30 protein-coding genes are annotated in these 25,752 nt (G+C 59.8%); 14 read left to right on the top strand and 16 right to left on the bottom strand.

Features of this window, described 5'->3' with window-relative positions; genetic code table 11:
• Positions 1 to 213: 213 nt before the first annotated feature.
• The gene (locus tag ACQZ5N_RS23640) at positions 214 to 792 is read left to right on the top strand and encodes a Swt1 family HEPN domain-containing protein (RefSeq protein WP_448734286.1); all 579 of its coding nucleotides are present in this window, start codon (positions 214 to 216) and stop codon (positions 790 to 792) included.
• A gap of 131 nt (positions 793 to 923) precedes the next feature.
• Here the strand turns inward: ACQZ5N_RS23640 and ACQZ5N_RS23635 are convergent, their stop codons facing one another.
• A complete protein-coding gene (locus ACQZ5N_RS23635) occupies positions 924 to 2,249 on the bottom strand; it encodes an Nramp family divalent metal transporter (RefSeq protein ID WP_185740892.1) in 1,326 nt (441 codons plus the stop codon).
• 373 nt (positions 2,250 to 2,622) lie between these two features.
• On the opposite strand from ACQZ5N_RS23635, the gene ACQZ5N_RS23630 reads away from it, so the two are divergent.
• Entirely contained in the window at positions 2,623 to 2,850 is a 228-nt protein-coding gene (locus tag ACQZ5N_RS23630; protein ID WP_003523379.1) for a hypothetical protein, read from the top strand.
• A 25-nt stretch (positions 2,851 to 2,875) separates the two neighbouring features.
• Here the strand turns inward: ACQZ5N_RS23630 and ACQZ5N_RS23625 are convergent, their stop codons facing one another.
• A complete protein-coding gene (locus ACQZ5N_RS23625; RefSeq protein WP_448734285.1) occupies positions 2,876 to 4,609 on the bottom strand; it encodes an ABC transporter ATP-binding protein in 1,734 nt (577 codons plus the stop codon).
• A 229-nt stretch (positions 4,610 to 4,838) separates the two neighbouring features.
• Here ACQZ5N_RS23625 and ACQZ5N_RS23620 point away from each other — a divergent pair, with 229 nt between their 5' ends.
• Positions 4,839 to 6,077 (top strand): AI-2E family transporter, encoded by a 1,239-nt coding sequence (locus tag ACQZ5N_RS23620; RefSeq protein WP_448734284.1) that lies wholly within the window; start codon positions 4,839 to 4,841, stop codon positions 6,075 to 6,077.
• Between the two features lie 181 nt (positions 6,078 to 6,258).
• Here the strand turns inward: ACQZ5N_RS23620 and ACQZ5N_RS23615 are convergent, their stop codons facing one another.
• On the bottom strand, positions 6,259 to 6,714 hold the full coding sequence (locus ACQZ5N_RS23615) for a GNAT family N-acetyltransferase (protein ID WP_020808948.1): 456 nt from the start codon (positions 6,712 to 6,714) through the stop codon (positions 6,259 to 6,261).
• A gap of 106 nt (positions 6,715 to 6,820) precedes the next feature.
• On the opposite strand from ACQZ5N_RS23615, the gene ACQZ5N_RS23610 reads away from it, so the two are divergent.
• Positions 6,821 to 7,240 carry a hypothetical protein gene (locus ACQZ5N_RS23610; RefSeq protein ID WP_443408271.1) on the top strand — a complete coding sequence of 140 codons (420 nt, stop codon included), beginning with the start codon at positions 6,821 to 6,823 and terminating at the stop codon, positions 7,238 to 7,240.
• A gap of 167 nt (positions 7,241 to 7,407) precedes the next feature.
• Here ACQZ5N_RS23610 and ACQZ5N_RS23605 read toward each other — a convergent pair whose 3' ends face one another.
• The 3 genes from ACQZ5N_RS23605 to ACQZ5N_RS23595 all read right to left on the bottom strand — a co-directional run bounded on the left by ACQZ5N_RS23605 (position 7,408) and on the right by ACQZ5N_RS23595 (position 9,866).
• Positions 7,408 to 8,598 carry a DUF2336 domain-containing protein gene (locus ACQZ5N_RS23605; RefSeq protein ID WP_448734283.1) on the bottom strand — a complete coding sequence of 397 codons (1,191 nt, stop codon included), beginning with the start codon at positions 8,596 to 8,598 and terminating at the stop codon, positions 7,408 to 7,410.
• A 75-nt stretch (positions 8,599 to 8,673) separates the two neighbouring features.
• Positions 8,674 to 9,285, bottom strand: coding sequence for a flavin reductase family protein (locus ACQZ5N_RS23600; RefSeq protein WP_080816851.1), 612 nt, complete (start codon positions 9,283 to 9,285; stop codon positions 8,674 to 8,676).
• Complete coding sequence (locus ACQZ5N_RS23595; RefSeq protein ID WP_020808944.1) at positions 9,285 to 9,866, bottom strand: nitroreductase family protein; 582 nt, start codon at positions 9,864 to 9,866, stop codon at positions 9,285 to 9,287. The genes ACQZ5N_RS23600 and ACQZ5N_RS23595 overlap by 1 nt, the downstream gene beginning before the upstream one ends.
• A 110-nt stretch (positions 9,867 to 9,976) precedes the next feature.
• Between ACQZ5N_RS23595 and ACQZ5N_RS23590 the strand changes: the two genes are divergently transcribed.
• Positions 9,977 to 10,957 carry a hypothetical protein gene (locus tag ACQZ5N_RS23590; protein ID WP_059760238.1) on the top strand — a complete coding sequence of 327 codons (981 nt, stop codon included), beginning with the start codon at positions 9,977 to 9,979 and terminating at the stop codon, positions 10,955 to 10,957.
• 215 nt (positions 10,958 to 11,172) lie between these two features.
• On the opposite strand, the gene thrS is transcribed toward ACQZ5N_RS23590, so the two are convergent.
• The 4 genes from thrS to ACQZ5N_RS23570 form a co-directional block, all read right to left on the bottom strand.
• Positions 11,173 to 13,176 (bottom strand): threonine--tRNA ligase, encoded by a 2,004-nt coding sequence (gene thrS / locus ACQZ5N_RS23585; protein ID WP_448734282.1) that lies wholly within the window; start codon positions 13,174 to 13,176, stop codon positions 11,173 to 11,175.
• 125 nt (positions 13,177 to 13,301) lie between these two features.
• A complete protein-coding gene (locus ACQZ5N_RS23580) occupies positions 13,302 to 13,826 on the bottom strand; it encodes a DUF1697 domain-containing protein (RefSeq protein ID WP_448734281.1) in 525 nt (174 codons plus the stop codon).
• Positions 13,823 to 14,182, bottom strand: a complete 360-nt coding sequence (gene yidD / locus ACQZ5N_RS23575) for a membrane protein insertion efficiency factor YidD (RefSeq protein ID WP_448734280.1) — start codon at positions 14,180 to 14,182, stop codon at positions 13,823 to 13,825. The genes ACQZ5N_RS23580 and yidD overlap by 4 nt, the downstream gene beginning before the upstream one ends.
• A gap of 3 nt (positions 14,183 to 14,185) precedes the next feature.
• Positions 14,186 to 14,632: an iron-sulfur cluster assembly scaffold protein gene (locus ACQZ5N_RS23570; protein WP_448734279.1), complete on the bottom strand. Its 447-nt coding sequence runs from the start codon at positions 14,630 to 14,632 to the stop codon at positions 14,186 to 14,188.
• Between the two features lie 282 nt (positions 14,633 to 14,914).
• Between ACQZ5N_RS23570 and folE the strand changes: the two genes are divergently transcribed.
• From folE to ACQZ5N_RS23550, 4 genes are all read left to right on the top strand, one after another.
• Positions 14,915 to 15,541 carry a GTP cyclohydrolase I FolE gene (gene folE, locus ACQZ5N_RS23565; RefSeq protein WP_003523394.1) on the top strand — a complete coding sequence of 209 codons (627 nt, stop codon included), beginning with the start codon at positions 14,915 to 14,917 and terminating at the stop codon, positions 15,539 to 15,541.
• Positions 15,542 to 15,667: 126 nt separating this feature from the next.
• The gene (hisI, locus tag ACQZ5N_RS23560) at positions 15,668 to 16,120 is read left to right on the top strand and encodes a phosphoribosyl-AMP cyclohydrolase (RefSeq protein ID WP_003523396.1); all 453 of its coding nucleotides are present in this window, start codon (positions 15,668 to 15,670) and stop codon (positions 16,118 to 16,120) included.
• Between the two features lie 94 nt (positions 16,121 to 16,214).
• On the top strand, positions 16,215 to 17,156 hold the full coding sequence (locus ACQZ5N_RS23555; protein ID WP_020811307.1) for a patatin-like phospholipase family protein: 942 nt from the start codon (positions 16,215 to 16,217) through the stop codon (positions 17,154 to 17,156).
• A 55-nt stretch (positions 17,157 to 17,211) separates the two neighbouring features.
• Positions 17,212 to 17,514, top strand: a complete 303-nt coding sequence (locus ACQZ5N_RS23550; protein ID WP_448734278.1) for a hypothetical protein — start codon at positions 17,212 to 17,214, stop codon at positions 17,512 to 17,514.
• Between the two features lie 79 nt (positions 17,515 to 17,593).
• Here ACQZ5N_RS23550 and ACQZ5N_RS23545 read toward each other — a convergent pair whose 3' ends face one another.
• Together ACQZ5N_RS23545 and ACQZ5N_RS23540 are read right to left on the bottom strand one after the other, a co-directional pair.
• Entirely contained in the window at positions 17,594 to 18,028 is a 435-nt protein-coding gene (locus ACQZ5N_RS23545) for a CBS domain-containing protein (RefSeq protein WP_448734277.1), read from the bottom strand.
• A 154-nt stretch (positions 18,029 to 18,182) separates the two neighbouring features.
• Positions 18,183 to 18,920 (bottom strand): rhomboid family intramembrane serine protease, encoded by a 738-nt coding sequence (locus tag ACQZ5N_RS23540; RefSeq protein ID WP_003523400.1) that lies wholly within the window; start codon positions 18,918 to 18,920, stop codon positions 18,183 to 18,185.
• A gap of 354 nt (positions 18,921 to 19,274) precedes the next feature.
• Here ACQZ5N_RS23540 and ACQZ5N_RS23535 point away from each other — a divergent pair, with 354 nt between their 5' ends.
• Complete coding sequence (locus ACQZ5N_RS23535) at positions 19,275 to 19,832, top strand: PAS domain-containing protein (RefSeq protein ID WP_448734276.1); 558 nt, start codon at positions 19,275 to 19,277, stop codon at positions 19,830 to 19,832.
• Between the two features lie 183 nt (positions 19,833 to 20,015).
• Complete coding sequence (locus tag ACQZ5N_RS23530) at positions 20,016 to 20,633, top strand: PilZ domain-containing protein (protein ID WP_003508056.1); 618 nt, start codon at positions 20,016 to 20,018, stop codon at positions 20,631 to 20,633.
• Positions 20,634 to 20,856: 223 nt separating this feature from the next.
• Here ACQZ5N_RS23530 and ACQZ5N_RS23525 read toward each other — a convergent pair whose 3' ends face one another.
• Complete coding sequence (locus ACQZ5N_RS23525) at positions 20,857 to 21,108, bottom strand: hypothetical protein (protein ID WP_448734275.1); 252 nt, start codon at positions 21,106 to 21,108, stop codon at positions 20,857 to 20,859.
• 239 nt (positions 21,109 to 21,347) lie between these two features.
• On the opposite strand from ACQZ5N_RS23525, the gene ACQZ5N_RS23520 reads away from it, so the two are divergent.
• Positions 21,348 to 21,956 (top strand): transglutaminase-like cysteine peptidase, encoded by a 609-nt coding sequence (locus tag ACQZ5N_RS23520; RefSeq protein WP_035260634.1) that lies wholly within the window; start codon positions 21,348 to 21,350, stop codon positions 21,954 to 21,956.
• Between the two features lie 82 nt (positions 21,957 to 22,038).
• Here the strand turns inward: ACQZ5N_RS23520 and ACQZ5N_RS23515 are convergent, their stop codons facing one another.
• Both ACQZ5N_RS23515 and ACQZ5N_RS23510 read right to left on the bottom strand, forming a co-directional pair.
• The gene (locus tag ACQZ5N_RS23515) at positions 22,039 to 22,473 is read right to left on the bottom strand and encodes a DUF1489 family protein (protein ID WP_035260632.1); all 435 of its coding nucleotides are present in this window, start codon (positions 22,471 to 22,473) and stop codon (positions 22,039 to 22,041) included.
• Positions 22,474 to 22,538: 65 nt separating this feature from the next.
• Complete coding sequence (locus ACQZ5N_RS23510; RefSeq protein ID WP_035260630.1) at positions 22,539 to 23,942, bottom strand: L-serine ammonia-lyase; 1,404 nt, start codon at positions 23,940 to 23,942, stop codon at positions 22,539 to 22,541.
• On the opposite strand from ACQZ5N_RS23510, the gene ACQZ5N_RS23505 reads away from it, so the two are divergent.
• The gene (locus ACQZ5N_RS23505) at positions 23,941 to 24,207 is read left to right on the top strand and encodes a hypothetical protein (RefSeq protein ID WP_425647216.1); all 267 of its coding nucleotides are present in this window, start codon (positions 23,941 to 23,943) and stop codon (positions 24,205 to 24,207) included. The two genes, ACQZ5N_RS23510 and ACQZ5N_RS23505, sit on opposite strands and share 2 nt — an antisense overlap.
• A 391-nt stretch (positions 24,208 to 24,598) precedes the next feature.
• Entirely contained in the window at positions 24,599 to 24,949 is a 351-nt protein-coding gene (locus tag ACQZ5N_RS23500) for a hypothetical protein (protein ID WP_137003655.1), read from the top strand.
• 9 nt (positions 24,950 to 24,958) lie between these two features.
• On the opposite strand, the gene ACQZ5N_RS23495 is transcribed toward ACQZ5N_RS23500, so the two are convergent.
• Positions 24,959 to 25,711 (bottom strand): phosphodiester glycosidase family protein, encoded by a 753-nt coding sequence (locus ACQZ5N_RS23495; protein ID WP_448734274.1) that lies wholly within the window; start codon positions 25,709 to 25,711, stop codon positions 24,959 to 24,961.
• Positions 25,712 to 25,752: the final 41 nt, after the last annotated feature.

Here is a 25,752-nt window from a genome sequence, read left to right as displayed (position 1 = left end):
TGATCTGTTCGTCTGTAAAACGATTGCGCTTCATTCCCTGGTCCTCTCAATGGGCCAGAGCTTACTTCAAAATGGATTATTTCAACGGGGCAAGGTCACACGTCCCCCATAGACCCCCACCCGGCCTTCACTACAATATTCAAATTCACTTACCGGCAACAAAAGACGTGGAGGTATACAACGCGATTTTCAAGTCACTTAGAGAGCATCTATATGACCACTAAGGAGCTTAGGGACTTCCTTTTTCGCGGCCTTATGTTCGAAGCTGAGGCAGCCAATTTCCAGTCGGCAGGAATTCAAGTTGGGGCGGACCAACGTGATGCTGAAGAAAAATTACTTGCCGAAGCTTTGTCACCCTTCAGCGTGTCCCTTCGCAATAGAGCACTTGAAATGGCGAGGCTTTATGCCGTTCTATTTTGCTTCGAAAATTCCGTCCGTGATTTCATTCGAGACACTCTCTTGGAAAAAGACGGAATAGAGTGGATTGAGCAGCTTCCGCCCAAAATTAGAGGACATGCCGAATCCCGTCGAAACGCCGCCATACAAGACTCTTGGCTTGAAGGTGAAAACACAGATTTGCTTGGCTTTGTAGACTTCGGCCACTTAGCCCAAATTATTATAAACAAATGGGATTATTTTCCAATATTACCTTCTCAACACTGGCTTAAACAACGCATGGATGAAATGGAGAAGGTCAGAAATTTTATTGCGCATAATAGAATGCTGCTTCCGAGTGAGTTTCAAAGACTATACATGTACATCAATGACTGGAACCGAGTAGTAGGGCTTTAAGATCGATAGATGCATCGCCTAGCAATTTCTACTATGTCTTAATTGACGAGCAAGCTGAATGCCACGCATCGATTGCCGTCGATCCGGAGGGAACGGCAGCCGCGCTTCGTAAAGGCGCGGCCTGACCCACCTTACCCCATAAAATCCACCAGCAACTTCACATTCAGCCCCGCGATCACCACCGCAATCAGCCAGGCAAAGGCCGAGAGCCAGAGCGGTGAGCGCAGCTCGCCCATCTTGGCCTTATCGGCGGTGAACATCACGAGCGGGAAGACGGCGAAGGAGAGTTGCAGGCTCAGCACCACCTGCGTCAGGATCAGCAGTTCCGCCGTGCCGCTATCGCCATAGAAGATGGTGACGCCGGCGGCGGGGACGATGGCGATGGCGCGGGTGATGAGGCGGCGTAGCCAGGGGGCGAGCCGCATCTTGAGGAAACCTTCCATCACGATCTGGCCGGCAAGCGTCGCCGTGACGGTGGAATTGATGCCGCAGCACAAAAGCGCCACGCCGAATAGTGTCGGCGCAATGGCAAGGCCGAGCAGCGGTGCCAGCAGATTATGGGCTTCGCCGAGTTCGGCAACGGTCGTCTGCCCCGCCTTGTTGAAGGTCGCCGCCGCCAGAATGAGGATCGAGGCGTTGATGAGCAGCGCGAACATCAGCGCGATGGTGGAATCGAGCGTGGCGAATTTCAGCGCCTCGCGTTTTTCGGCAAGCGTCTCGCCGATTTCGCGGGTCTGCACGATGCCCGAATGCAGATAGAGATTATGCGGCATGACGGTGGCGCCGAGAATGCCGAGCGCCAGATACAGCATGTCCGGATTGGTGACGATCTCCGTCGTCGGCGCGAAACCGAGGATCACCTGCCCCCAGTCGGGGTCGGCGAGCGCCACCTGAATGGCGAAACACACGGCGATGACGCCAAGCAGGGTGATGACCAGCGCCTCCACCCAGCGGAAGCCGAGCTTTTGCAGATAAAGGATCAGGAATACATCGAGCGCGGTGATGAGAACGCCGAGTTCGAGCGGAATGCCGAAAATGAGGTTGAGGCCGATGGCCGTGCCGATCACCTCGGCGATATCGGTGGCGATGATGGCGATTTCGGCCAGCAGCCACAGCACCATCGCCACCGGCTTCGGATAGGCATCGCGACAGGCCTGGGCGAGATCGCGGCCGGAGGCGATCGCAAGACGGGCGCAGAGCGATTGCAGCACGATCGCCATGATGTTCGACACCAGCGCGACGGTGAGCAGCGTGTAGCCGAATCTGGAGCCGCCGGCGAGCGACGTCGCCCAGTTTCCGGGATCCATGTAACCGACCGCAACGAGATAGCCGGGGCCGAAAAAGGCCATCGCCCGGCGAAACGTGCCGGCATTCGGTTTGACCCGGATCGAGCTGTGAACGTCGGACAACGAGAGATCGTCGCCGTTCCGTCGCCATCCAAAGACTGGCTTGTCCATTTTCTGCGCTTTCAAATGGGAGATTGAATTGGTGCAATTGCAAATCATTCGCATAAGCGGCGGCGACTGACAAGGGGAGTTTTGCGGCCGGATATCGGCGCACGATGCCGCAGGCGCGTGCCCGGTTCGGGCGTAAACCGATACACCATCACGCGCTTATGGCTGGCCCTCCTCTCCTTCCCACCGTGCGGCGGCTGGTTTCCGTCCAAAGCAGGGATGATGGGGGTCGGGGAAAAAGGGCGGCAGCAAATGCGGAGAGGCTGTCATACCGGAGGCCTCACGGCCTTGTCATCGCCCTGCCCCGTCGATTTCGGAACGGCCGCGCACCCGCCTGCGTTGATCTTTCAGGAAGCACTCTATTGCGGGAAAGTTCATGCGACAGGGCCACAAATTCAGCCTGGTGAACCATCCGAGCCGATGGCCGAAATATATTATGGCGCACAGAAAACCGCGCGACTGGCTGATGACGATCAGCGGCATCGTACTGCTGTTCATCGTCGCCGCCGCGGTCGCCATGGGTTATCTCGTCACCAGCCATCCCGGCAAGCCGGAGCCCAACCCCGGCATCGTGGAGGAACAGGCAGCCGAGAACGGCGGATGAGCGATGGCGCAGAAAGCGCCGCTTATCAGCTCAGGCCCGCAAGGTGCCCGCTGAACTGCGCCTCGTGCAGGCGGCTGTAATGGCCCTTGGCGGCCAGCAGCTCGGCATGGGCGCCGGTTTCGGCAATGCCGGTCTGGTCCACCACCACGATGCGCGAGGCGTCGCGGATCGTCGCCAGCCGGTGGGCGATGACGAGCGTGGTGCGGCCTTTGGCAAGCTCCGTCAGCGATTGCTGGATGGCGCGTTCAGTTTCCGTGTCGAGCGCCGAGGTCGCCTCATCGAGAATGAGGATCGGCGGGTTCTTGAGGAACATGCGGGCAATGGCGAGACGCTGTTTTTGGCCGCCGGAAAGCTTAACGCCGCGCTCGCCAATGACGGTATCGAGCCCGAGCGGCATGGCTTCGATGACGCCATCGAGACGGGCGCGCCGCGCCGCATCCATGATGTCCGCATCCGAGGCGCCAAGCCGGCCATATTCGATATTCTCACGGATCGTGCCACCGAACAGGAAGACATCCTGCTGCACGATGCCGATCTGGTTGCGCAGCGAAGCAAGCTTCATCCTGCGGATATCGATGCCGTCAATGGTGATCGCGCCGCTGGTGACATCGTAAAAACGCGGCAAAAGCGAGCAGAGCGTCGTCTTGCCCGCCCCCGAAGGGCCGACAAAGGCCACCGTCTCGCCGGCGCTGATCTTCAGGTCGATATTGGTAAGAACCTTCTTGCCCTCGGCATAACCGAAACCGACATGGCGATATTCAATATTGCCGCGCAGCAGCGGCGCTTCCACCGCATCCGGCGCATCGACGATATCGGGCGCGGTATCCAGCAGTTCGGTGAAACGGCGGAAACCGGCAATGCCCTTCGGATAGGTCTCGATGACCGAATTGATCTTTTCCACCGGCCGGAAAAACACGCCCACCAGCAGCAGGAAGCCGACGAAGCCGCCTTCCGTCAGGCTGCCCGTCAGCACGAACCAGGCGCCGCAGATCATCACGATCATCTGCGTCAGACGCATGCTCATATAGCTGAGCGAGGTGCTGGCCGCCATGATCTTGTAGGCGTCGAGCTTGGTGCGGCGGTATTTCTGGTTGTCCTTCTCGAACAGCGCCCGCTCGTGGTCCTCATTGGCGAAGGCCTGCACGACCCGCATGCCGCCGACATTTTCCTCGATACGGGCATTGAAATCCCCGACCCGGCCGTAAAGTGCGCGAAAATTCTGCGTCATGCGGCCGCCGTAACGGCTGGTCACCCAGGCGGTAACGGGCACGACGGCGGCGGTGATGAGCGCGAGCGGCACATTAACCGAAAGCATCAAGAGGAACGCGCCGATGAAGGTCATGATGGCGATGAACAGATCCTCGGGACCGTGGTGGGCCACCTCGCCGATCTCTTCCAGATCCTTGGTCAGCCGCCCGACCAGATGGCCGGTCTTCTGGTTGTCGAAATAACGGAAGGAGAGCTTCTGCAGATGGTCGAAGGCCAGCCGCCGCATGTCGGTCTCGATATTGATGCCGAGCATGTGTCCCCAATAGGTGACTGTCGCCATCAGCCCGGTATTCAGCACATAGATAAGCAGCAGCCCGACCGAAGCGGCAAGGATGATGGCCCATTCACCGCCCGGCAGCAGCACATCCACAAAGGCCTTTACCGCCATCGGAAAACCGAGTTCGAGCACGCCCGACAACACCGCGCAGGAAAAATCGAGAATGAACAGACCGCGATAGGGGCGATAATAGGCGAAGAAACGGCGGAGCATGGCATGACCTGGAGATCGGGCGCGGCAACCTTACGCCGCAAGAAAAACGGAGTTCAATTCTCATATTTCGATGCGCGCGCCAAGACCGATGTTCTATTTTTACCAAAATCGTTCAATAGGTTCAGCAATAAACACACAACGGTAATGTGATCCGATTATATTGCACTTATATGTATCGGTGTGACAGAGTGAATGCACCCTTCGGGGAGAATGCGAGAAAGAGCCTGCCGTGAGTAACATTGACAGCCGTAAGCCCAGTGGCGAACCGAGATGGCTTGGTCCCGCCAGCCCGACGCGGATCGCCCTGATCCCGCCCATCTCGGCTGCGCGCTGGCTTCTCGTTCTCGTCGCCCTTGCCGGCATTTATTTCTTCCACGGCTTTCTCGTCCCCGTTCTCGCCGCTCTCGTCATCGGTTTCGCCAGTTGGCCGGTCTATACACGGCTCTTGCGGCAGGTGGGCGGCAACACCACGCTCGGCGCCACCATCGCCATCATCCTCATCCTCGCCTTCCTCGTGGTGCCGATTTTCATCGCCGCTTCCTATACGGCAAGCGAAATCCGCGAATGGTTCGGCTGGGCGGTGCATGTCAACAAGACGGGCGCGCCCGTGCCGGACTGGATCGCCGCCCTTCCCGCCGTCGGCCCCTGGCTCGGCGAACAATGGGTGAAATATATCGGCACGCCGGGCGCCATCGGCGAACTCATCCAGCTCGTCAGCGGCGCCAATATCGGCAATATCTACCGGGCGATCCTCGCCGCCGGCAACGGCGCGTTCCACCTGGTGCTGACCCTGCTGTTCATGCTGATCGCGCTGTTCTTCGTCTACCGTAACGGCGCGGGCTTCACCCGGCAGGTCGATCTGGTCGGCGAACGCATCCTGCCGACACGGTGGGAACGCATTTCCCGCGTCGTGCCCGCCACCATCAGCTCCACCGTGACCGGCATGACGCTGATCGCCATCGGCGAAGGCATCATCCTCGGCATCGCCTACTGGATCGCCGGCGTGCCCTCGCCCGTCACGCTCGGCGTGCTCACCGGCGTCATGGCGCTCATTCCGGGCGGTGCGCCGCTCTCGTTTACCCTGGTGTCGATCTATCTGGTCGCCAGCGGCTCGCCCGCCCACGGGCTGGCGCTGTTCGTCTGGGGTTCGGTGGAACTCTTCATCGTCGACAAGACCATCCGTCCGAAACTCGTCGGCGGGCCGATCAAGCTGCCCTTTCTACCGACCTTTTTCGGCCTCGTCGGCGGCGTGAAGACCATGGGCTTCCTCGGCCTCTTCATCGGCCCGGTACTGATGGCGCTCCTGGTCGCAATCTGGCGCGAATGGGTGCGTGAGGTGGAAATCTCCGCCGCCGCCAGCGCCGAGGCTCCGCCCCCACCGCCCACGCAGGAAAACGCCGTTGATGAGGTTGCCGCGCTCGAAGACAATAGCGAGGAAACGACCGCTTTTCGGAAAGCGGCGTTTTGATTGGTGAAGCCTGCAGGCAGACGCCTTGACGCTGGTGCCGATAGATAGTCCTTAAACCGCGCATCCGTCATGCTCGGGCCTGTCCCGAGCATCTGCCACCGATTGATCTACGATACGTGATTGGATCCTCGGCACAGGGCCGAGGATGACGTGCAGGATACGGTAAACTCGCGCCGTAGGCCTAAAGCACCTTCTCCATGAACAGGCTGAGCGGATCCGGCTTATAAGGCGCAAAGGCCTCGATCTCCACAAACCCCGCCTTGCGATAAAGACCGATCGCCTCCGGCTGGCTGATGCCGGTTTCGAGACGGATGGCGGAAAGGCCAAGCTCGGCGCCGCGCGCGACAAGCGTATCCATGATCAGCTTGCCGATCCGCAATCCCCGCGCCTCAGGATCGACGAACATGCGCTTGACCTCCGCCGTGCCGTCTCCCGCCTCCACCAGCGCGCCGCAGCCGACGACGCGGCCGTCATGCCGGGCCACAAAAAACGAGACATTGTCCTGCTCGAGCGCGCCGATATCGACCAGATGATTGCTCTCGGCGGGGTAAAGCGAGGCCATATAGGCGTTGGAAAGGTCGATGAGGCGCAGAACCGCATCCTGCCGGGGTGTTTCAAGCTTGATTTCGGTGGCCAATGCGATGCCTGCCTTCTCTATAAAAATGCGTATTTCGTCGTAATGTCACTGCAATCGGGATAGATGAGTTTCTAGAGCATAATTCCCGACAGAGGCAACACACACCATGAAAACAGCCCTCGTTCTCATGACCTTCCTTGGCTGCGACGACAGCGCCACCGATTGCCATTACCTCGCGACCTCACAGCAGCGCTGGACGAGCATCGAACTGTGCGACGCCGTGTCGGAAAAGGAGCTGGAGCGTTACGCCAACGCGCCTTACCCCGTGGTGGTGGCCGTGTGCCAGACACCGGGCGAACAGGCCCCGCAGACTGCCGGCACGCAACCTCCCGCCTCGGCACCGGCCGCTGCACCGCAGGCAACGGCAGCGGTTACGCCGAAGGAAGAGGAAAGCCTCACCAAACAGGCAATCAGCCGCGTCAGCCGTATCCTGCCTTCCACCGAAGGCATAAAGCATCTTTTGGGAACGCCGGTGAGGATGGTTGAAAACAGCTATTCGTGGATCGCCAAACGGTTCGATAAGTGATTGCTGGGAACCGATCTTCCCTCATTCCTGTGCTTGTCACAGGAATCCAGTCGACGCGCGTCCGCGCGGCGGAAGGAGTCTTTTCAGCCCAAGGACTTGGGCTGGCTGGATCCCTGTGACAAGCACAGGAATGAGGGTGAGAGGATGCACCCGCGGAAACCCGGACGTTACGCCGCCTCGACTGTCAGCGCTTCGGCATAATACCGCGCCTTCTGCCGCTCTTCGGCGATGGCGAGCTTGCGCACGGCATGCAGCAGTTCGAACAGCGTTTCGGAACCGTTGACGTCACGGAAATGGGCCAGCAGTTCCGCCGAGACGGAGGCCGCCACATCAGAGAGCTGCGAACGGGCGGCACGGCGCCACATCAGCGTCGCCTCGATGAAGACGTCGACAACATCGCCGAAAAGACCGACCGACTGGAACAGCGCCTTCAAGGCATGCGGCCGGCCCGTCGCCAGAATGGCGCGCACCTTGCGGTCATCGAGACCGGAGAGATTGACCATGGCCGCCGTGAAGAATTCCAGCCGGCCCGAACAGATGGCATGGATGAGCAGCGCCGGCGTCAGTTCCAGCCGCTGGCGCAGATGCTCCACCAGCGCCGGCAGTTCCGGCGCGGAAACGCCGGCGGCGATGAGGATGGTGGCGGAATCCTCCGCCTCGCGGAAAAGATTGTCGGCGCGGTTTTGCGCGATCATCGCGTGAACCAGCGCGGAACCCGCCAGAGCCTCGCTGATGCGGCCCATCAACAGGTGGCGCGCGTCGGCGGGCAGTTCGTCGCGGCAAAGCAGGAGGTCGCGTATATCGGCATCGCAGCCATGGCGCTCGGCAATGCGCCGCAGTGAGAACGGCGTGATGAAAGCATCGTCGTTTTCGAGCAGGATGATGGTTTCCGGCAGGTCGCCCACTTCGGCAAGCGCCGCGCAGACACCGCGCGGCAGGCCCGGCCTTGCGGCGATGAGCGCGCGCGTCAGGCTTTCGCCGCGCCCGGCGAGATCGACCAGATCGGCCTCGCCGAGAACCGGCGAGCGGGCAATGACGGTACAGGCAATTTCCGGCTGGTCTTCGGCGAGTGAAACGAGAATGGCGCGCGGTGCGTCATGGGCATCCGCCAGCGCTTCGGCAAGCGCCAGTCGCACACGCGGCGAAGGATCGTCGAGCAGATAGGTCATCGCCATATAGGCGGCATCGCGGTTCTCGCGCGCCATGTCGGACTGAAGATAGGCACGGCCGAGAGCATTGGCGGCCTTCGCCCGCTCGGTCGAGCCAGCCTTTTCAGACCAGCGAAGAAATGCCTGTACGATCACCTGAGCCTCGAAAACATTCGCAACAATGGATGGCGGCATCATCGCCGCCACCATGTATAAAACTCTAGGCGCAAATGGTTTACGTTTGGTTCACCATAAAAATTAACCGTAGCCGAAGAAGGACTATATTTATGGCGCAGTAGAGGGGCGCTGCAGCTGGAATACATCGCTGCCGCCATCGCAGTAATCCATATAGCCCATGCGCGCCACGGGTCGCGACAGCCCCATATCGATGCGCCCGTCGCGAATGATCGTTTCATCGATATGGATCGCCATGACCTGTCCGATCACCATCCACGAATCCGCCGGCTGGCCGTCAACGTCCTTAAGCTGCTGTATCTGGGTCACGCGGCATTCCAGAACCGCCAGCGCCTCGCCCACGAAAGGCGCATCCACCACCCGCCCGTCAACGGCGGTGAGACCGGCAAGGGCGAACTCGTCGACGTCATAGCCAACGGGTGCCGAAGACGCATTCATCCGGTCCACCAGATGGCGGCTGACGAGATTGGCGGTGAAGACGCCGGTTTCCTCGACATTGCGCAGGCTGTCCTTCCTGCCGCTGGAGGAGAACATCACAAGCTTTGGCCGGTCCGAAATCGCGTTGAAGAAGGAATAGGGCGAGAGGTTGAGGGAACCGTCCCTGCCCTTCGAGCCGATCCAGCCGATCGGACGCGGTGCGACGATGGCCTTGAACGGATCATGCGGCAGGCCATGCTGGTTGGTGTCCGTGGTGTAGAACATCAAACGTCCCCGACCCAGGTGACGACATCGGCAAGCTCCGGCCGCGGCCGCTCCACCGGCGGGAATGTCGTCGAGCCGATATGAATGAACCCGGCCACCTTCTCTTCCGCGCCGACCTCGATTTCCGCGAGAAATGCGGAATCGAAAGCAAACCATTCGGTCAGCCAGTTCGCTGCAAAACCGCTGGCATTGGCGGCGAAGATGAGGTTGAGGCACACAGCACCGGCGGACATCACCTGTTCCCATTCCGGAATCTTGAAATGCGGCTTTGCGGTGCTGATGACGGCGATAACGACGGGCGCGCGGGTGAAACGCGTGCGTTCCGCTTCCTGCTGCTGCAGGTCCAGTTCCGGGTTCTTTTCAAGCGCGATCCTCAGCGCCGTCTCACCGAGACGCACGCGCTCCTCGCCGCGATAGACGACGAAACGCCAGGGGGCGAGCTTGCCATGGTCAGGCACGCGCACGGCAAGGCGCAGGATGTCCTCGATTTCCGCCTTCGAAGGCCCCGGCTCGGCAAGTTGCAGGGCTGGCGTGGAACGGCGAACCTTGAGATAATCAAGGAGCTTGATATCATTTGTCATGATCAAAAATCTTCCATTCTGCTGTCATCGCAAAAACATGGGCCTTGAAATAGCCACGGCATTGGTTTTGAAGTGATCCGGGAAAATCAAGAAGTCAATCGGTATCGAAAATGTCGGCAATCAAAATCGCGGCACGTCTGACCATTGCATGTGCCGTGCTTGGCCTTTTATCGCAAGCCGCTTTTTCGCAGGACGCCTTCAAAGACTTCAAGCAGCTCGGCGGCACGCCGAAAATGCCGAAGCTGAACGCTTTCACCGCCCCTTCCGCACCCAACGCCCCGGAAAGCACCGCCCGCGATATCAGCATGGAAGCCAAGCTGACCAGCGAAGGCGAAGCGGTGAAGGAAGGCCTGTCCTGGCGCGTCTTCAGCCCCATTCCCGGCGCGGACGGCAAGTTGCCGATGCTGGCAAGCTCGGAAGGCGGCTCGGCGGAATTCCATCTGGTGCCGGGCGAATATTTCGTCAACGTCGCTTTCGGCCGTGCGGGCGTCACCAAGAAACTCAATGTCCCGACCTCCGGCAATGTGCAGAAACAGGTGCTGATTCTCGATGCCGGCGGCTTCGTGCTGAATGCGGTTGCGGGTTCCGACAAGCAGATTTCCGGCAACCAGCTCAAATTTTCCGTCTATTCGTCAGACGCCCGCCCCGATGGCGAGCGCGGCCTCGTCATGGCCGATATCAAGCCCAACACCATCGTGCGGCTGAATGCCGGCACCTATCATGTGGTTTCCGAATATGGCAACGTCAACGCGGTGGTGCGCGCCGACATCCAGGTGGAAGCCGGCAAGCTGACGGAAGCGACGCTCCAGCATCAGGCGGCGCAGATCACCCTCAAGCTCGTTTCCGAAGAGGGCGGCGAGGCCATTGCCGATACGGCCTGGTCCGTGCTGAACGGCGGCGGCGACGTGGTGAACGAAAGCGTCAGCGCCTTTTCGACCATGGTGCTGGCGGAAGGCGAATATACCGCCATCGCCCGCAACAAGGACAAGGTCTACCAGCGCAACTTCAAAGTAACCTCCGGCCGGGATTCGGACGTGGAAGTGCTGATGAAGGATCAGGCGCCGGAAGATATGACCGGGGATTTCGAGTAGGCGTCACCTACATCTCATCCGTCATGCCGGACTTGATCCGGCATCCAGCCACGGCGCGTCTGCGCCGTGAAGAGAGTCTTTCGCGATCAAGGACTTGATCGCGCTGGACCCCGGATCTAGTCCGGGGTGACGGAGGCGAATGCGTCGCCTTTAGCAGTGAAATTACCCGCACATCCCCAAAAACAAAACGGCCCCCGAAGGGGCCGTAACTGTTATCAGGCAACCTGCTTCTTCGCCGCAAGCTTGCGCTTCACATCCGGCGGCGTTGCCTCGTCCACAAGGCTCGTAATCGCATCTTCCAGCGACATCGGCGTCTGGTTCTGCGAACCGAGACGGCGGATGTTGACCGTGCGCTCTTCCGCTTCCTTGCGGCCGCAGACGATGATGACCGGAACCTTGGTCACCGAATGCTCGCGGATCTTGTAGTTGATCTTCTCGTTGCGGAAATCGGTCTCGACCGCCATGCCGGCCTCGCGCAGCGCTTCGGCAACCTCACGGCCGTAGTCATCCGCATCCGAGGTGATCGTCGCGACCACGACCTGAAGCGGCGCGAACCACAGCGGCATATGGCCGGCGAAGTTCTCGATGAGAATGCCCAGGAAACGCTCCATCGAGCCGCAGATGGCGCGGTGAATCATCACCGGCTGCGTCTTTTCGGAGTTCTGGTCGATATAGAAGGCGCCGAAGCGTTCCGGCAGGTTGAAGTCCACCTGCGTCGTGCCGCATTGCCATTCACGGCCGATGGCGTCCTTCAGCGTATATTCGAACTTCGGCCCGTAGAAAGCGCCCTCGCCCGGCAGAATGCCGGTCTTGATGCGGCCTTCGGACTGTTCCTCGATGGTCCTCAGAACATCCATCATCACGCTTTCGGCGCGATCCCAGAGATCGTCGGAACCGACGCGCTTTTCCGGGCGCGTGGAGAGCTTGACGACGACTTCGCTGAAACCGAAATCCTCGTAGACGGAGAGGATGAGATCGTTGATGCGCAGGCACTCCGCCGCCATCTGCTCTTCCGTGCAGAAGACATGCGCATCGTCCTGCGTGAAGCCGCGAACGCGCATCAGGCCGTGCAGGGCGCCGGAAGCCTCGTAACGATGCACGGTGCCGAATTCCGCAAGGCGGACGGGCATTTCGCGGTAAGACTTCAAGCCATGCTTGAAGATCTGAACGTGACCCGGGCAGTTCATCGGCTTCAGGGCGAAGACGCGCTGATCGGCTTCCTCGTCATCGGGATGGGTGAAGGCATGGGCGGATTTCACCGCGAACATGTTTTCCTGATACCAGCCCCAGTGACCGGAGGTTTCCCACAGCGACTTGTCCAGCACCTGCGGCGCGTTGACTTCCTGATAGGTATTGGCGAGCCGGCGGCGCATATAGGCCGTCAGCGTCTGGAACATGCGCCAGCCCTTGCCGTGCCAGAACACGACGCCCGGGCCTTCTTCCTGGAAATGGAACAGGTCCATTTCGCGGCCGAGACGGCGGTGGTCGCGCTTTTCGGCTTCCGCCAGCACATGCAGATAATTGTCCAGCTCTTCCTGCGTCGCCCAGGCGGTGCCGTAGATGCGCGACAGCATCGCATTGTTGCTGTCACCGCGCCAATAGGCGCCGGCCACCTTCATCAGCTTGAAGGCCGTGCCGATCTGCCCCGTGGAAGCCATATGCGGACCACGGCAGAGATCGAACCAGTCGCCCTGATAATAGATCTTCAGGTCCTGACCTGCCGGAATGGCGTCGACCAGCTCGACCTTGTAGTTCTCGCCCTTGGCGGCGAACACTTCCTTGGCCTTCTCGCGCGACCAGACCTCACGGGTAAACGGCTTGTTGCGCAGAATGATTTCCTTCATGCGCTTTTCGATCTTCGGCAGATCTTCCGGCGTGAAGGGTTCGTTCTTGGCGAAGTCGTAATAGAAGCCGTTCTCGATGACAGGGCCGATCGTCACCTGCGTGCCGGGCCACAGTTCCTGCACGGCTTCAGCCATGACGTGAGCGGCATCGTGGCGGATGAGTTCAAGCGCACGCCCGTCTTCACGCGTGACGATCTCGATTTTGCCATCGGTGATGGTCTCGGACAAATCGCGCACGGTGCCGTCAAGCGCAATGGCGACGGCCTTCTTGGCAAGCGATTTGGAAATGGATTCGGCGACCTCGCGGCCGGTCGTACCGGCGGGGTAGCTGCGCACGGATCCATCGGGAAATGTAAGGGAAACAGCTTCAGACATTGTCTAATCTCCTGTCCAGTCCCGCCAACGAATGCGGGTGGTGTTGGAATAATGATTTGCCCGCGACAAGCGGACAGGCAGGCTGATAAAGGCTTTTGCCATTGCAGTCAAAGGCGAAGGATCGCTCAGCGAAGCATTTGCGCGAGACCATTGACCGTATTGGCGTTGCGGGTCGTGCCGATACCGAGCCTTTTGGTGGTCAGCACGGACAGCAGCCTGCTCTCGCTCGGCTTGCCGCAAAAATCGATCCATAGATCGCCGCCGGCAAGAGCGATCTTTTCCCTCCCGCGGTATTTCTCCAGCAATTCAAGGACGCCGTTGTCCAGCGGCGCCCGCATCACCCGAACGCAGACATCCGGCGGATCGCCCTGGGCGAAGGGATTGTCCGCCGCCAGTTTCAGCCAGTCGCCGCCCGAACGAACGAGAATATCGACATGTTTGCCGAAGCGGTCTTCGAAAGCGCGCTCCAGCCTGTCCTCAATCTCACGAACAGGTACCGCCCCGGCGCGAAAAACCAGATTTCCAGTCGCGACCAGCGTTCTGCATTCGGCAAATCCCAGCTCTTCCGCCATTGCCCGCAGATCGGACATGACGAGCCGCTTGCCCGCGCCGAGCACGATGCTGTGCAGCAGGGCCACATAGTCATTCATCGATGCAGGCTCCAGTAACGCCACGGCATCCACCAGCGCCTGCGGCCATCGAGCACTTCCGGCACCGGGTCCAGCCCGCTGGTGCCGCCCGGCCCGCAGCGCGCGACGCGAAACAGCGTCATCCAGCCGCCGGCCCAGAGCCCATGGCGGGCAATCGCCTCATAACCATATTCGGAACAGGTGGGGATATGGCGGCAGGAATTTCCGATGAAGCCGGATAGCGTCAGCTGATAAAACCGAATGAAACCGACGCCCAGAAGCCGCCCCGGCGTTTTGGCAAAGCTGCCCGCCCAGTTGCGGGATCGGCCCGCTTTTTCCGCCGTCTGCTGATGCCGGCAGCCCGGTTCGCCGCACATCGCCTAACCCGCGGCGTTGAGAGCCGGCCGCCCTTCGATCTGGTCGAGCGCATCGATCACCGCTTCGAAGGTCAGCATGGTGGAGGCATGGCGGGCCTTGAAATCGCGGACGGGCTGAAGCACCCGCATATCCTCGAAACGGCCCGTCGGCCCCTCACCGTCCTGTTTCAGCATGGCGAGCATGTCTTCCCGCGCCTGCCGGATTTCGCCGCTGGAAGCCCCGATGATGTGGTGTGCCATGATGGAGGCAGAGGCCTGCCCCAGTGCGCAGGCGCGAACCTCATGCGAAAACGCCGTCACGATGCCGCCTTCGACCTTCAGATAGACCTTGAGCTTGGAGCCGCACAGCCGGGAGTGTTTCTCGGCGCTGGCGTCGGCATCCTCAAGAACGCCGATGAGCGGAATATTCCCGGCAAAGTCCAGAATGCGATTATTGTAGATATCGTCCATCGTCGGTGCCCGGCGCGCTCAAGATTGCCCAAAAACAGGACAGGTCAAATTTTTCAAACACAGCGTTTGTCGCAGTGAAGCTTTCCTGCCCTTCATTCTCATTATATGCTAACGAGCTTTCTGGACATCAAGCCGTGATGAAATTAACGGCTCCGATACCGAAATAACAGCATCGGTCTTGCCAAAATGCTGTAAAACAACCAGATAGCAGCAACTGCGAACAAGAGTTCGCGATGAAAAACGAATTCAGGTGCGGCCTTTACCCGCATCGGGAGAGACGGAATGGATGCGATCGTGAAGAATTTCCCCGGCGCTGGCGCAAAACCCGACGTGGCAGAAGCTCGCCCAAGCCAGGCCGAAGCGGAAGAAGCAGTGCGCGTTCTTTTGCGCTGGGCAGGAGAAAATCCCGCCCGCGAAGGACTTCTGGATACGCCGAAGCGCGTCGCCAAGGCCTATCGCGAGCTTTTTGCCGGTTATGAGCTGAACGTTCAGGACGTGCTCGGCACGACCTTCGAGGAAGTCGGCGGTTATGACGATGTTGTGCTGGTGCGCGACATCCCCTTCTTCTCCCATTGCGAGCACCATATGGTGCCGATCGTCGGCAAGGCGCATGTCGCCTATCTTCCGGCGGGCCGCGTGCTCGGCCTGTCGAAGATCGCCCGCGTCGTCGAAATCTTCGGCCGCCGCCTGCAGACGCAGGAAAACATGACCGCGCAGATTGCCAGATCGATCGAGGAAACCCTGAAACCGCGCGGCGTGGCCGTCATGATCGACGCCGAACATATGTGCATGTCCATGCGCGGCGTAAACAAGCAGGGGTCGACGACGCTGACCACCAGCTTTACCGGTGTGTTCAAGAACGATCCGGCCGAACAGGTGCGCTTCATGACCATGGTGCGGAACCGCTAAGCGCCGGACCGAAGGCCGTAACGCGGTTTTCGGAAAATCCGATGCGCAAGAAAATTCAGAGTGGCGGAAGCAGATCCGTTTATCCGCCGCTCCCATCGTTCCGCCAGTTGATTTTCCGGGGTTACCATGTCCATTCCCTTTCCATCCGCCCCTGCGGATAAGGAAGTGCTCGAAAACGCAGGTCTTTTTTCGCCGAAATTCGATGCTCACGGCCTCGTTACCGCCGTTGTCACCGATGCGCGTGACGGCGAGTTGCTGATGGTCGCCCATATGAATGCGGAAGCCCTGTCGCTGACGCTGGAGACCGGCATCGCCCACTATTACAGCCGTTCGCGCGACAAGATCTGGAAGAAGGGCGAAACGTCGGGCAATCTGCAGACGGTGAAGGAATTCCGCACCGATTGCGATCAGGACGCCGTGTGGCTGAAGGTATCCGTCGCCGGCCATGACGCGACCTGCCACACCGGTCGCCGCTCGTGTTTTTATCGTACGGTCGAACTCTCCGACGGCCAGGCGGTGACGAAGATCACCGACGATACCCGCCATTTCGATCCGGCGACCACCTATTCCGCAACTTGAACGGCCACCTTCCATCGGCCGCACCAATTTGCTACCAATATAGCGGGTTCCGGGGATAGGACGGAGCCTGAAGGAACTGGCAGGGAGTGCGGTCATGTTGGGATGGGGAAATCGTCACAATCAACTTTCGGCTGGCAATCCCGAAGCCTTCGGCAACGAACCGCCGGTCACCCAGATCGTCGACACGCGCAGGATAGCGCTCGCCCTTGGCGGCGGGGCTGCGCGCGGCTGGGCTCATATCGGCGTCCTGCGGGCGCTGGATGAGGCCGGGGTGAAGATCGGCATGATCGCCGGCACCTCTATCGGGGCGCTGGTCGGCGGTTGTTATCTGGCCGGCAAGCTCGATGAGCTGGAAGAATTCGCCCGCTCGCTGACGATGCGCCGGATTGCCGGCCTGCTCGATCTCACCATCGGCGGCGGCGGGCTCTTCGGCGGTATGCGGCTGACCAAGCGCATGCAGGAACATCTGGAAGGCCTGCGCGTCGAAAACCTCGACCATCCCTTCATCGCCGTCGCGACGGAACTGCGCACCGGCCACGAGGTCTGGATTCACCAGGGCGATCTCGTCACCGCACTGCGCTCTTCCTATGCGCTGCCGGGCATTTTCGAACCCGTGCAGTGCAACGGCCGCACCCTGATCGACGGCGCGCTCGTCAACCCCGTGCCGGTTTCGGTCTGCCGGGCCTATGAGCAGGCGCTGGTCGTCGCCGTCAATCTGAATTACGACCTCTTCGGCCGTTCCGCCGTTGTCAAGCACGCCGCCTCGCCATCGCATGGGGGCGTCGCACCGGCGGTGGAAAGCCCGCCGCGTCCCGGCCTGCCGGGCGTCATGGTGCAGGCTTTCAACATCATTCAGGACAGGATTTCGCGCTCGCGCCTGGCGGGCGACCCGCCCGACCTGATGCTTCACCCCCGCATCAACGATATCGGCCTCTCGGAATTCCATCGCGCCAGCGAAGCCATCGACCGGGGATATGAGGAAACGCGCTCCCGCATTCCGGAGCTTGAGCGCATGCAGCAGGCGTTCCGGCGCTAGCGGCCCTGCTTTAAGCACGAAACGGATAGATGAAACGCCCAGCCGTGGTGAGACCATGTATTGGTATATCTCAATCCTGCCCCCGACCGACGAAAACACACTGTGCGACACGAATCGATTGGTCGGGTTTCTGGAAGAACAACCTGAACTCAAACGGACAAATGATGTCAGCTTTGCGTCGGCGGAGGGTCAGCCCTGGATTGACATCACCATCGTGAAAGGAACGGCCGATGGCAACTGGTCAAGCAGCGGCAAATTCATTTCACAGTTCAATCGGGTTGAAATTGTCTGCGCCGATTGTCCACAGCGAGACTTCTACGTGGACATATCCACCAAAATAGCCGACTTTCTTCAATAGCGATACGTGACGGAAGGCGATGTATGAGTCCCGGCCCGAGACTGAAGCTTTTCCAGCTGTCTGACGCCGGGACGCAAGATCATCCGGCAATATAGGCCTTGATGTGCTCCGCTTCGGCTTCGATCTCGCCAATCCGCGCCTTCACCACGTCACCGATGGAAATGATGCCGGCAAGGCGGCCGTTCTCTTCAACCGGCACATGCCTGAAGCGCCCGCCCGTCATGATTTCCATCAGCTCATCGGTGGTGGAATTGTGATGACAGCGAATGACATTCTTGGTCATGGCCACCGACACGGATTGCTGGAGGGAAGCGGCACCCTGGCCCGCCACGGCCTTTACGAGATCGCGCTCCGTGAAGATGCCGAGAACGACGCCATCGGCGTCGGTCACGACGACGGAACCGATCTTATGCGCGTGCAGCGTTCCTGCCGCCTCGCCGATGCTGACCTCCGGACCGACAGTCACGACGTTCCGGCCCTTGCGGTCGAGAAGATCCTTTACGAATGTTGGCATGCCTTCCTCCTCTTTTCAGCGATACGCAGCGCCGCAGTCTCCCCCGGCGGTTGCAAATCATGGGATATGGTGCGCTGAGGTCCGCATGAATGCAATCCCGGATGGGACGCGCGAAAGCAAATTTGCGCCACGGCCGACAAGGAGCGTGATCGGCTCAGACCAAGCGTCGATCGAAAAGCCCGAAGAACAGGAAGCCGAGCAGAAAGCCGAAGACATGGGCGTCCCAGGCGATTTCACCGCCGACATCGCCGAACAGCGGCACGCCGACCGCGATCAGCACATTGCCGAACAGCCACATCAGCGTGAAGATCAGCACGGTGCGGTTGGAAAGCGCCCCAAGAATGCTCTGTCGCGGCATCAGATGACCGAAGGAGGCGCTATATCCGCCACGCGCCGGGAAAGCGAAGCGGCAGGCCGCCCCCATCAGCGCCGAAACCACACCGGACGCCCCGATCAGCACCGTCACATCGCCCCAGTTCAGCGCCGCATGGCCGAAGGCGGAAACGGCGGCGGAAATGCACCATAACAGCACGAAGCGCACTGTTCCGATCCGGCGCAGAACGGGCGCTCCGAAGGCCATCAGCCACAATCCGTTAAAGAGAATGTGCTCGATGCCGCCATGCAGGAAAGAATAGGTCACCGGCGTCCAGAGCCATTCCAGCCCCTGCTGGGAAAACGGCACCGCATAACGCAGCGGAATGAAGCCGAAGGTGAAGATGAACCAGCCGTTGCCTTCCTCCGAAAGAAGATAGGCGGGAACGACATAAGCGACGATCAGCGCGGCCAGGATGCCGACCAGCAGCGATGGCAGGTTAAAGACGGGATTGTTCGTGTCGTCTTTCGGCTCCGGCGTTTCCGAAACCGGCGGCTGTTCGCCGTCCCCGTAGGACATGATCCCATCCCTGTCTTGGTCGAATTTTGCGTTCCCCGAGCAATATAGGAAGCCCGAACGAAAAAAAAGCCGTCCCGCCCTTGAAGCGCTCGACGCCCAAACCGCTATCGGCAAGGACGCCGGGCCGCGGGCGGTCCGGCTTGCGGGCCCGCCTTAAAATAACAGGCGACGCCATCGAATTGTGCTGACGGAGCTTTCCCCGACATGGCCGCTCCGATGCCACGACTATCGCCATTGGGCAATATCAACCTTTTGTTAACCTTAACAAATCCACTTGGCACGAAAATCGCTACACCTCCAGATACAGACGTTCGGATGGACATGATGTCCCAAAAACGAACATGGAGAGATGCTATGAAGAGCATGGCCGGACTGGACATATATGCCTATTGGGATGAGCTGCGCGGCAAGCGATCGGCCCCGCGACGCGAGGACATCGACCCCGCAAAGCTGAAACATCACCTTGGCGATCTTTTTATCCTCACGGACAAGGGAGAGAACACCCCGTTCTTCCGCCTTGCCGGTACTCGTCTTTGCGATCTGTTCGGCCGGGAATTGCGGGATCGCCCGTTTTCGGAATTGTGGCAGCCGGCAAATGCCGTCTTCCCCTGCCGCGTCGCGCGCGGCATCCTGCACCACCAGCTGCCCGTGGTCTTCGATGTCGAGGCGGAGGACAGCTATGGTGCGGCACCGCTGGCATTCGAAATGCTGCTCCTGCCGCTGCGCACCGATCCCGACGCCGCCCCAAGGTTGCTCGGAGCGCTGCTTGCGGAGCGGCCGCGAAACGAATTCGCCGCGCCCATCCAGTGCCTGTCCATGAAAAGCAGCCGCCTGCTGCGCCTGGACATCGCACCGGCAGCGTATCCGCTGAACAAGGGGGCCGAGGATACACCGCGCGCCGAAAGCTGCTGACGGACCTGTTCCAACGCTCTCCGCCCCTCCGGGAAAGGTCCGGCAGCACCGGAATCTCAAAAAAATACGTCAGAACTGTAACGATATTGCCGATCAGAAAAATTGTAGAGATTAAACAATACAGTCTGTTAACTCGCGCAAGGTAGAAACTTACCGTCATCATTCATTACAATTGCGCTGCCCATGTTTTCGTCCCGCTCGGTCAACACCGCCCAAATCCTGCGTCCGGTTGAGGAAGCTCATCTCGACGACGCCGTCCGTGTGTCCTTCACCGGCCGCCTGATGTTGCCCGATCATGAAGAATATGATTGCACCGCGACCGAGATGACCGCCGAAAGAGCGCAGTTCACCTGCTCGGGCATTGCCCGCCACGGTGACCGCGTCATCGCCTATCTCCAGCATATCGGCCGGATCGAAGGCACGGTGACATCGCTCACCGCATCGGGCTTCCTCATCGCCATCAACGCGCCGGAGCGCAAGCGGGAAAAACTCGCCGCGCAGCTCGCCTGGATCGCCAAGCGTCAATTGCTCGGCCTGCCGGAAGACCGTCGCCACGACCGCCTGACGCCGCGCAATGCGAGAGCCCAGCTCGTTCTGGAAGACGGTGTGCTCGTCGCCTGCCGGCTGATCGACCTTTCCCTGTCGGGTGCGGCAATCGAGATCGAAAACCGACCGCCGCTCGGAAGCCGCGTCCAGCTCGGCAAGAACATGAGCGGCAAGATCGTGCGCCACTTCATGGAAGGCGTCGCCGTCGAATTCGACCGCGTCCAGTCGCCCGACGCACTGATCGAATTTCTCTAAATAGTTCCACCCGGACACGGCAGGTTTTACGCCCGTAAGAATGCGCGCAGCATTTTCGGCGCGTTTTGCGCTCGCCCCAATCGCATAATTGCGAAGATTCCCGGACGGCGCCTTGGCGGTCTATGCTCTGTCTCCGCCCATATCGGGTTCACCAGCCGCTCCTGGCGTCAGGTGCTTTATTCTCACTTCTCGCTACCGAACTCCCATTTTCACGCCCTGACGCCTACAGCACGCGGCAGACCGACCCGGATCCACCATAGTCAGTAAAAAGGATGAGCGCGGCGGAACCTGTTGCGCCCTTGGCCAGATCATCAACGGCACGAAAATCGCTCCGCAAAACTTTTTTCCAGAAAAAATGCAGTTTTTTTGAAGTTTTTTTGTCGCTTTTTCCGGCCTGTACCAGCCTGAAACAGCCATCCCAAAACGGGAAATCCACCTCTTCGCCACGCGCCGCCAACCGGCCGTGCGCGACCACGGAAACCGCAGGACGCCGAAAACCGCTGTCAATACAGCGGTCTAGATGGCTACCAAAAGCCTAAAGCCAGGATGCGTAAAATTGTAATAAAATTTGCTTCAAACACGCATAAAAACTAGTTCGAATACAGTTCAAAACAACGGCTAATTTGCTGAAATTTAAGCTCAAATTGCGCTTCGCAAATTTCCGCCGGGTCAAAATATACCTGCGAATGTCTCCTCACCACGGGGAGACAAGCAATGAACAAGAACAACCGTTTCGTTTTCACTCTGATCGCATTCATCGTCAGCGCCTTCGCGCATCAGGCAAGCGCCTCGCCGGCCGCCGTCATGCGCGTCATCGGCAAGGCCAATCCGCCGATCGGCCACTATGAATTCTGCCAGACCTATCAGAGCGAATGCCAGCCGACCTCGCTGGACAACGGCCCGATGAAGCTGACCGAAGAGCGCTGGAAGACGATGCTCGACGTCAACTACACCGTCAACACCACCATCACGCCGATGACCGACATGGAAATCTATGGCGTCGAAGAGCGCTGGGCCTATCCCACCACGGTCGGCGATTGCGAAGACTTCGTGCTCCTGAAGCGCAAGATGCTGATGAACAAGGGCTTCTCCGCTTCCAACCTGTTGATCACCGTGGTTCTGCAGCCGAATGGCGAAGGCCACGCCGTTCTGACCGTCCGCACCGATCGTGGCGATTTCGTTCTCGACAACATGCGCAACAAGGTCATGAACTGGTCGGAAACCGAATATACCTACCTGAAGCGTCAGGACACCGCCAATCCCGGCCGCTGGGTGAAAATTCAGGATGGCCGCGCCACCAATGCGGTCGGCGGCATCAACTGACCGTACGACCGACCCGTCTCCCCAAATGAAAAAGCCGGCTCCGCAAGGATGCCGGCTTTTTCATGTTCAAATCCGTTGAGCGTCAGAGCAGCCCAAGCTCCGCCAGTTCCCTCCTGAGATCGGAAGGCATATCTTCGCCGCCCGTGCCGCCGCCGAGATCGCGGGGCGCCTCGTCGTCCTTCAGGTAACGCCAGCCCTGAAACGGGCGCTTCGGCGCAGGTGAGGTTTCGATAACCTCGGGGCCGAGAATGAGATCGCAGCGGGAAATGCCGTCTTCCCCCTTGAAGGAGCGGATATCGAGAAGTTTCTGCCGCGCCTGCACCTGCCCCTTGATGACCCAGTAGAGCGAGCCGCCCTCGAGCAATTCCTCGACACGTTTCGGGATCATGCGGGTGGTGTGGACGCTGTGCGGCTCAAGGCCTGCGGCAATTGCGGTCAGAGCACGATGCGCGACCCAGTCTCTCAAGTCCTGAATTGAATCCGCGCCGACGCAAAGTTTGATGAGATGTAGAGGCATGGTTCTATCAATGCCTTTTTGCGGCGGGCGTCAAGCATGGCAACCATGCCTGACGCCCTGCCCGCTCAGCACTCCACAACGTTCACGGCAAGGCCGCCGGTGGAGGTTTCCTTGTATTTCTCGCTCATGTCGTTGCCGGTCTGGCGCATGGTCTCGATACAGGCATCGAGCGGCACGAAATGCTGGCCGTCGCCCTTCAGCGCCAGCGAGGCCGCCGTCACCGCTTTCACCGCGCCCATGGCATTACGTTCGATGCACGGCACCTGCACAAGCCCGGCAATCGGATCGCAGGTCATGCCGAGATGATGCTCGAGCGCGATCTCGGCGGCATTTTCCACCTGTTCCGGCGATCCGCCCATGACCGCGGCAAGGCCTGCCGCCGCCATGGCGGAAGCCGAGCCCACCTCGCCCTGACAGCCCACTTCCGCGCCTGAAATCGAGGCATTGTGCTTGATGATGCCGCCGATGGCCGCCGCCGTCAGCAAAAAGTCGCGCACGTCATCGACGCTCGCATCCTCATGGAAATGCCGGAAATATCTGACGGTCGCCGGAACGACGCCTGCCGCACCGTTGGTCGGCGCGGTCACCACGCGGCCGCCGGCAGCATTTTCCTCGTTCACGGCCATGGCGTAAACGCTCAGCCAGTCATTGGCCATGACCGGGTTTAACCGGTTGCTGCGCCATTCCGCATTCAGCTTCTCGTAAATGGAGCGGGCGCGGCGGCGCACCTTCAGGCCGCCAGGCATGATGCCGTCCACTTTCAGACCGCGCTCGATGCAGCCGTTCATCGCTTCCCATATCTGGTCGAGACGCTCGTTCAGCTCCTCGCGGGAAACCACCGTCTCCTCGTTGGCGCGCTTCATCTGGGCGATGGTGCGGCCGGAACGGGCCGCCATATCCAGCATTTCCCGCGCGGTGGCGAAGGGATAGGGCACGCGCGGACCGTTATCGATGGTCTTGCCGCGCTGCTTGATCGCCTCCAGCTCCGTATCGGTCACGACGAAACCGCCGCCGACGGAATAATAGATGCGCTTGATGAGCAGCCTGCCCTGATTGTCGAAGGCGGAAAAGGTCATGCCGTTGGCATGGCCGGGCAGCGGGTTCTTCTTGTCGAAGACCAAATCTTCAGCCGGGCGGAACACATAGGAAGGATGGCCGGGCGGCGTCACGGTGCCGGCCTTTTCCACCGTCTCGATAATGGCGTCCATCGCATCGGGATCGACAATATCCGGCCGTTCGCCGGTGAGGCCGAGAATGACGGCACGCCCGGTACCGTGGCCGATGCCGGTAAAGGCGAGCGAGCCATGCAGGCTGACCTTCAGCTGCGCAACGGCCGCGCCCGCCGGCCGCGGCCACTCATCGCTGAGGATCAGCGCCAGAAAGCGGTTGGCTGCCGTCATCGGCCCCATCGTATGGGAGCTCGAAGGACCGATACCGATCTTGAAGACGTCAAAGACCGAAAGAAACATGAAGTTCGCCTTGAATAAGAATGGATTCCACCACCATCATATCCAAAGCCGAAACGGATCGCCACAAAAGAGCGTCAGCGGTTTGCGCAGCTGCGACATAATTGCCTTCAAACGAAAACAGCACGGTTTCCAAAGGAAAACCGCGCCGTTTCAAAACCCGTCATTCAGGAGAGATGCTTATGGGCTGCCAAAAATGTACGTCAATGCGAGAAAAGCGGCAAAGCCTGCAAGTGCGCGCAACGTGACGCCCCAGCAGGATTTCTGAGCGGTTTCTTCCATGATTACTCCAGCTATTCACTCTCCGGGGGATCTTCAAGACCCGGCCCGTTGAGGCAAGCATTTATTAAAATCCGGCGGCGAAGGCAAATGCAAAAAGCGGCTAAATGAAGGCGTTTTTGACGGGCTGCCATTCGCCCCGTGCATAGGTATGTGAAAAAACAAGGTGTTAGCGTGAGGCCCGCATAAGCGCCATTTTGGCGATCGCCGCAATTTGGACTAAAGTGTAACTGTTATTTAAAGCTTATGCACAAACGCCTGTTGAAAACTCCGGCCGCCGGCACGTTATGGTCGAACTTCCCGCGTGGAAATACTGCGCCTTGAAAGGGCGTAACCTGTGCTTTATCGACGATGGCAACGGCAACGATGCGAGTCACCCCATGCAGCAGGCATCCTCCTTCCCCGATCGCGAAACGGTCGCATCGAAGCTCACTTCGCTTGCAAGCGAGGATAAAGCCTGGGTGCTGCTGTTGATGGAAAACGCCCTGCAGGACGAAAACCTGCTGGCAGGCCTCAATCTTTATCTCGACCAGCAGACCAATGCCCGCTTCCTCAACAGCCTGAAACTGGAAACGACCGGCGAATGGCTTGGCGGCAATGCCCCTGCCCGGCTGCAGATTCGCATCACGGAAACCGCAAGGGCGAGCCAGCACCCCGCTTTTCTCGCCTTCCGCAAGGGATTGACGGCATCGGCCGGTCTCGAAAAAGCCTATCCCAAGGCGCCGATCTGATCGTTCAGGCTAATCCGGCACCCTGTCGACAACGGCGATGATCGGCCCCATCAGGAACAGCGAGTCCCGCCTTTTCATCGCGGGAATATCGACGCTAGATATGGTGCCGTCGAGATAGAGCGCATTCGGCGCGTCCAGCACATCCCTGAACAGCGTGGCGAAGTCGTAAAAGCGCACTGTATTTTCCGAAATGGCGAAATGCACCATGCCATCGCGGGAAACGCCGACGCCGTTACGCCGCTTCAGACTGTCGCTATCGGGCAGAAAGCGCGGATGCAGCTTGCCATCGATGACGAGCATCGGCCCGGATTGCGTGGCGAAGTCCGGCTTGGGATCCGCTGCAAGATAGGCCTGCGTTTCCAGCACGCCTGCCGCGGCCCCCTTCAGATAAAACACGCCATTGGGCAGAAGATGAAAATTGCCCCAGCCGCCGCCGGTGCTGATCGGCGAGCGTTCGATGCCATTTTCGATAAAGAGCCCGACGGGGGAATAGTCCGAATGGTACATGCCGCCATTCATGGCGAAGACGCTGAACATGTGCTGCCGCCACAGCGCCGACGAGAGAGCGGCGAAGGAACCGTATCCCTGGCCGGAGACATGATCGCGGTCGTAAATCCGGATGGTGCTTTTTGCCGGATCGAAACTGCAGACCGTATAACGACCGCCGGCATGGTCCATGATCCTGCAGAAATCCGCCTGCCCGCCAGCCTCAGCCGAAAATGGCAACAGCAAAGGCAACAGCAGCTTCGCCAGTCTTTTCATCGATCCGTTCATGCCCGCCCCGTGATTCTCGTCGGGGCACA

The sequence above is a fragment of the Agrobacterium sp. 22-221-1 genome, assembly GCF_053522445.1.
The sequence above is the reverse complement of the archived record's forward strand: the minus strand, read 5'-3'. Positions and strand labels throughout refer to the sequence as shown.

Coding starts and splice junctions, on each gene's coding strand:
- ACQZ5N_RS23640 (WP_448734286.1), top strand. CDS start 214: ATGACCACTAAGGAGCTTAGGGACTTCCTTTTTCGCGGCCTTATGTTC.
- ACQZ5N_RS23635 (WP_185740892.1), bottom strand. CDS start 2,249: ATGGACAAGCCAGTCTTTGGATGGCGACGGAACGGCGACGATCTCTCG.
- ACQZ5N_RS23630 (WP_003523379.1), top strand. CDS start 2,623: ATGCGACAGGGCCACAAATTCAGCCTGGTGAACCATCCGAGCCGATGG.
- ACQZ5N_RS23625 (WP_448734285.1), bottom strand. CDS start 4,609: ATGCTCCGCCGTTTCTTCGCCTATTATCGCCCCTATCGCGGTCTGTTC.
- ACQZ5N_RS23610 (WP_443408271.1), top strand. CDS start 6,821: ATGAAAACAGCCCTCGTTCTCATGACCTTCCTTGGCTGCGACGACAGC.
- ACQZ5N_RS23605 (WP_448734283.1), bottom strand. CDS start 8,598: ATGGTGGCGGCGATGATGCCGCCATCCATTGTTGCGAATGTTTTCGAG.
- ACQZ5N_RS23600 (WP_080816851.1), bottom strand. CDS start 9,285: ATGTTCTACACCACGGACACCAACCAGCATGGCCTGCCGCATGATCCG.
- ACQZ5N_RS23595 (WP_020808944.1), bottom strand. CDS start 9,866: ATGACAAATGATATCAAGCTCCTTGATTATCTCAAGGTTCGCCGTTCC.
- ACQZ5N_RS23590 (WP_059760238.1), top strand. CDS start 9,977: ATGTCGGCAATCAAAATCGCGGCACGTCTGACCATTGCATGTGCCGTG.
- thrS (WP_448734282.1), bottom strand. CDS start 13,176: ATGTCTGAAGCTGTTTCCCTTACATTTCCCGATGGATCCGTGCGCAGC.
- ACQZ5N_RS23580 (WP_448734281.1), bottom strand. CDS start 13,826: ATGAATGACTATGTGGCCCTGCTGCACAGCATCGTGCTCGGCGCGGGC.
- yidD (WP_448734280.1), bottom strand. CDS start 14,182: ATGTGCGGCGAACCGGGCTGCCGGCATCAGCAGACGGCGGAAAAAGCG.
- ACQZ5N_RS23570 (WP_448734279.1), bottom strand. CDS start 14,632: ATGGACGATATCTACAATAATCGCATTCTGGACTTTGCCGGGAATATT.
- folE (WP_003523394.1), top strand. CDS start 14,915: ATGGATGCGATCGTGAAGAATTTCCCCGGCGCTGGCGCAAAACCCGAC.
- hisI (WP_003523396.1), top strand. CDS start 15,668: ATGTCCATTCCCTTTCCATCCGCCCCTGCGGATAAGGAAGTGCTCGAA.
- ACQZ5N_RS23555 (WP_020811307.1), top strand. CDS start 16,215: ATGTTGGGATGGGGAAATCGTCACAATCAACTTTCGGCTGGCAATCCC.
- ACQZ5N_RS23550 (WP_448734278.1), top strand. CDS start 17,212: ATGTATTGGTATATCTCAATCCTGCCCCCGACCGACGAAAACACACTG.
- ACQZ5N_RS23545 (WP_448734277.1), bottom strand. CDS start 18,028: ATGCCAACATTCGTAAAGGATCTTCTCGACCGCAAGGGCCGGAACGTC.
- ACQZ5N_RS23540 (WP_003523400.1), bottom strand. CDS start 18,920: ATGTCCTACGGGGACGGCGAACAGCCGCCGGTTTCGGAAACGCCGGAG.
- ACQZ5N_RS23535 (WP_448734276.1), top strand. CDS start 19,275: ATGAAGAGCATGGCCGGACTGGACATATATGCCTATTGGGATGAGCTG.
- ACQZ5N_RS23530 (WP_003508056.1), top strand. CDS start 20,016: ATGTTTTCGTCCCGCTCGGTCAACACCGCCCAAATCCTGCGTCCGGTT.
- ACQZ5N_RS23520 (WP_035260634.1), top strand. CDS start 21,348: ATGAACAAGAACAACCGTTTCGTTTTCACTCTGATCGCATTCATCGTC.
- ACQZ5N_RS23515 (WP_035260632.1), bottom strand. CDS start 22,473: ATGCCTCTACATCTCATCAAACTTTGCGTCGGCGCGGATTCAATTCAG.
- ACQZ5N_RS23505 (WP_425647216.1), top strand. CDS start 23,941: ATGAAGTTCGCCTTGAATAAGAATGGATTCCACCACCATCATATCCAA.
- ACQZ5N_RS23510 (WP_035260630.1), bottom strand. CDS start 23,942: ATGTTTCTTTCGGTCTTTGACGTCTTCAAGATCGGTATCGGTCCTTCG.
- ACQZ5N_RS23500 (WP_137003655.1), top strand. CDS start 24,599: ATGCAGCAGGCATCCTCCTTCCCCGATCGCGAAACGGTCGCATCGAAG.
- ACQZ5N_RS23495 (WP_448734274.1), bottom strand. CDS start 25,711: ATGAAAAGACTGGCGAAGCTGCTGTTGCCTTTGCTGTTGCCATTTTCG.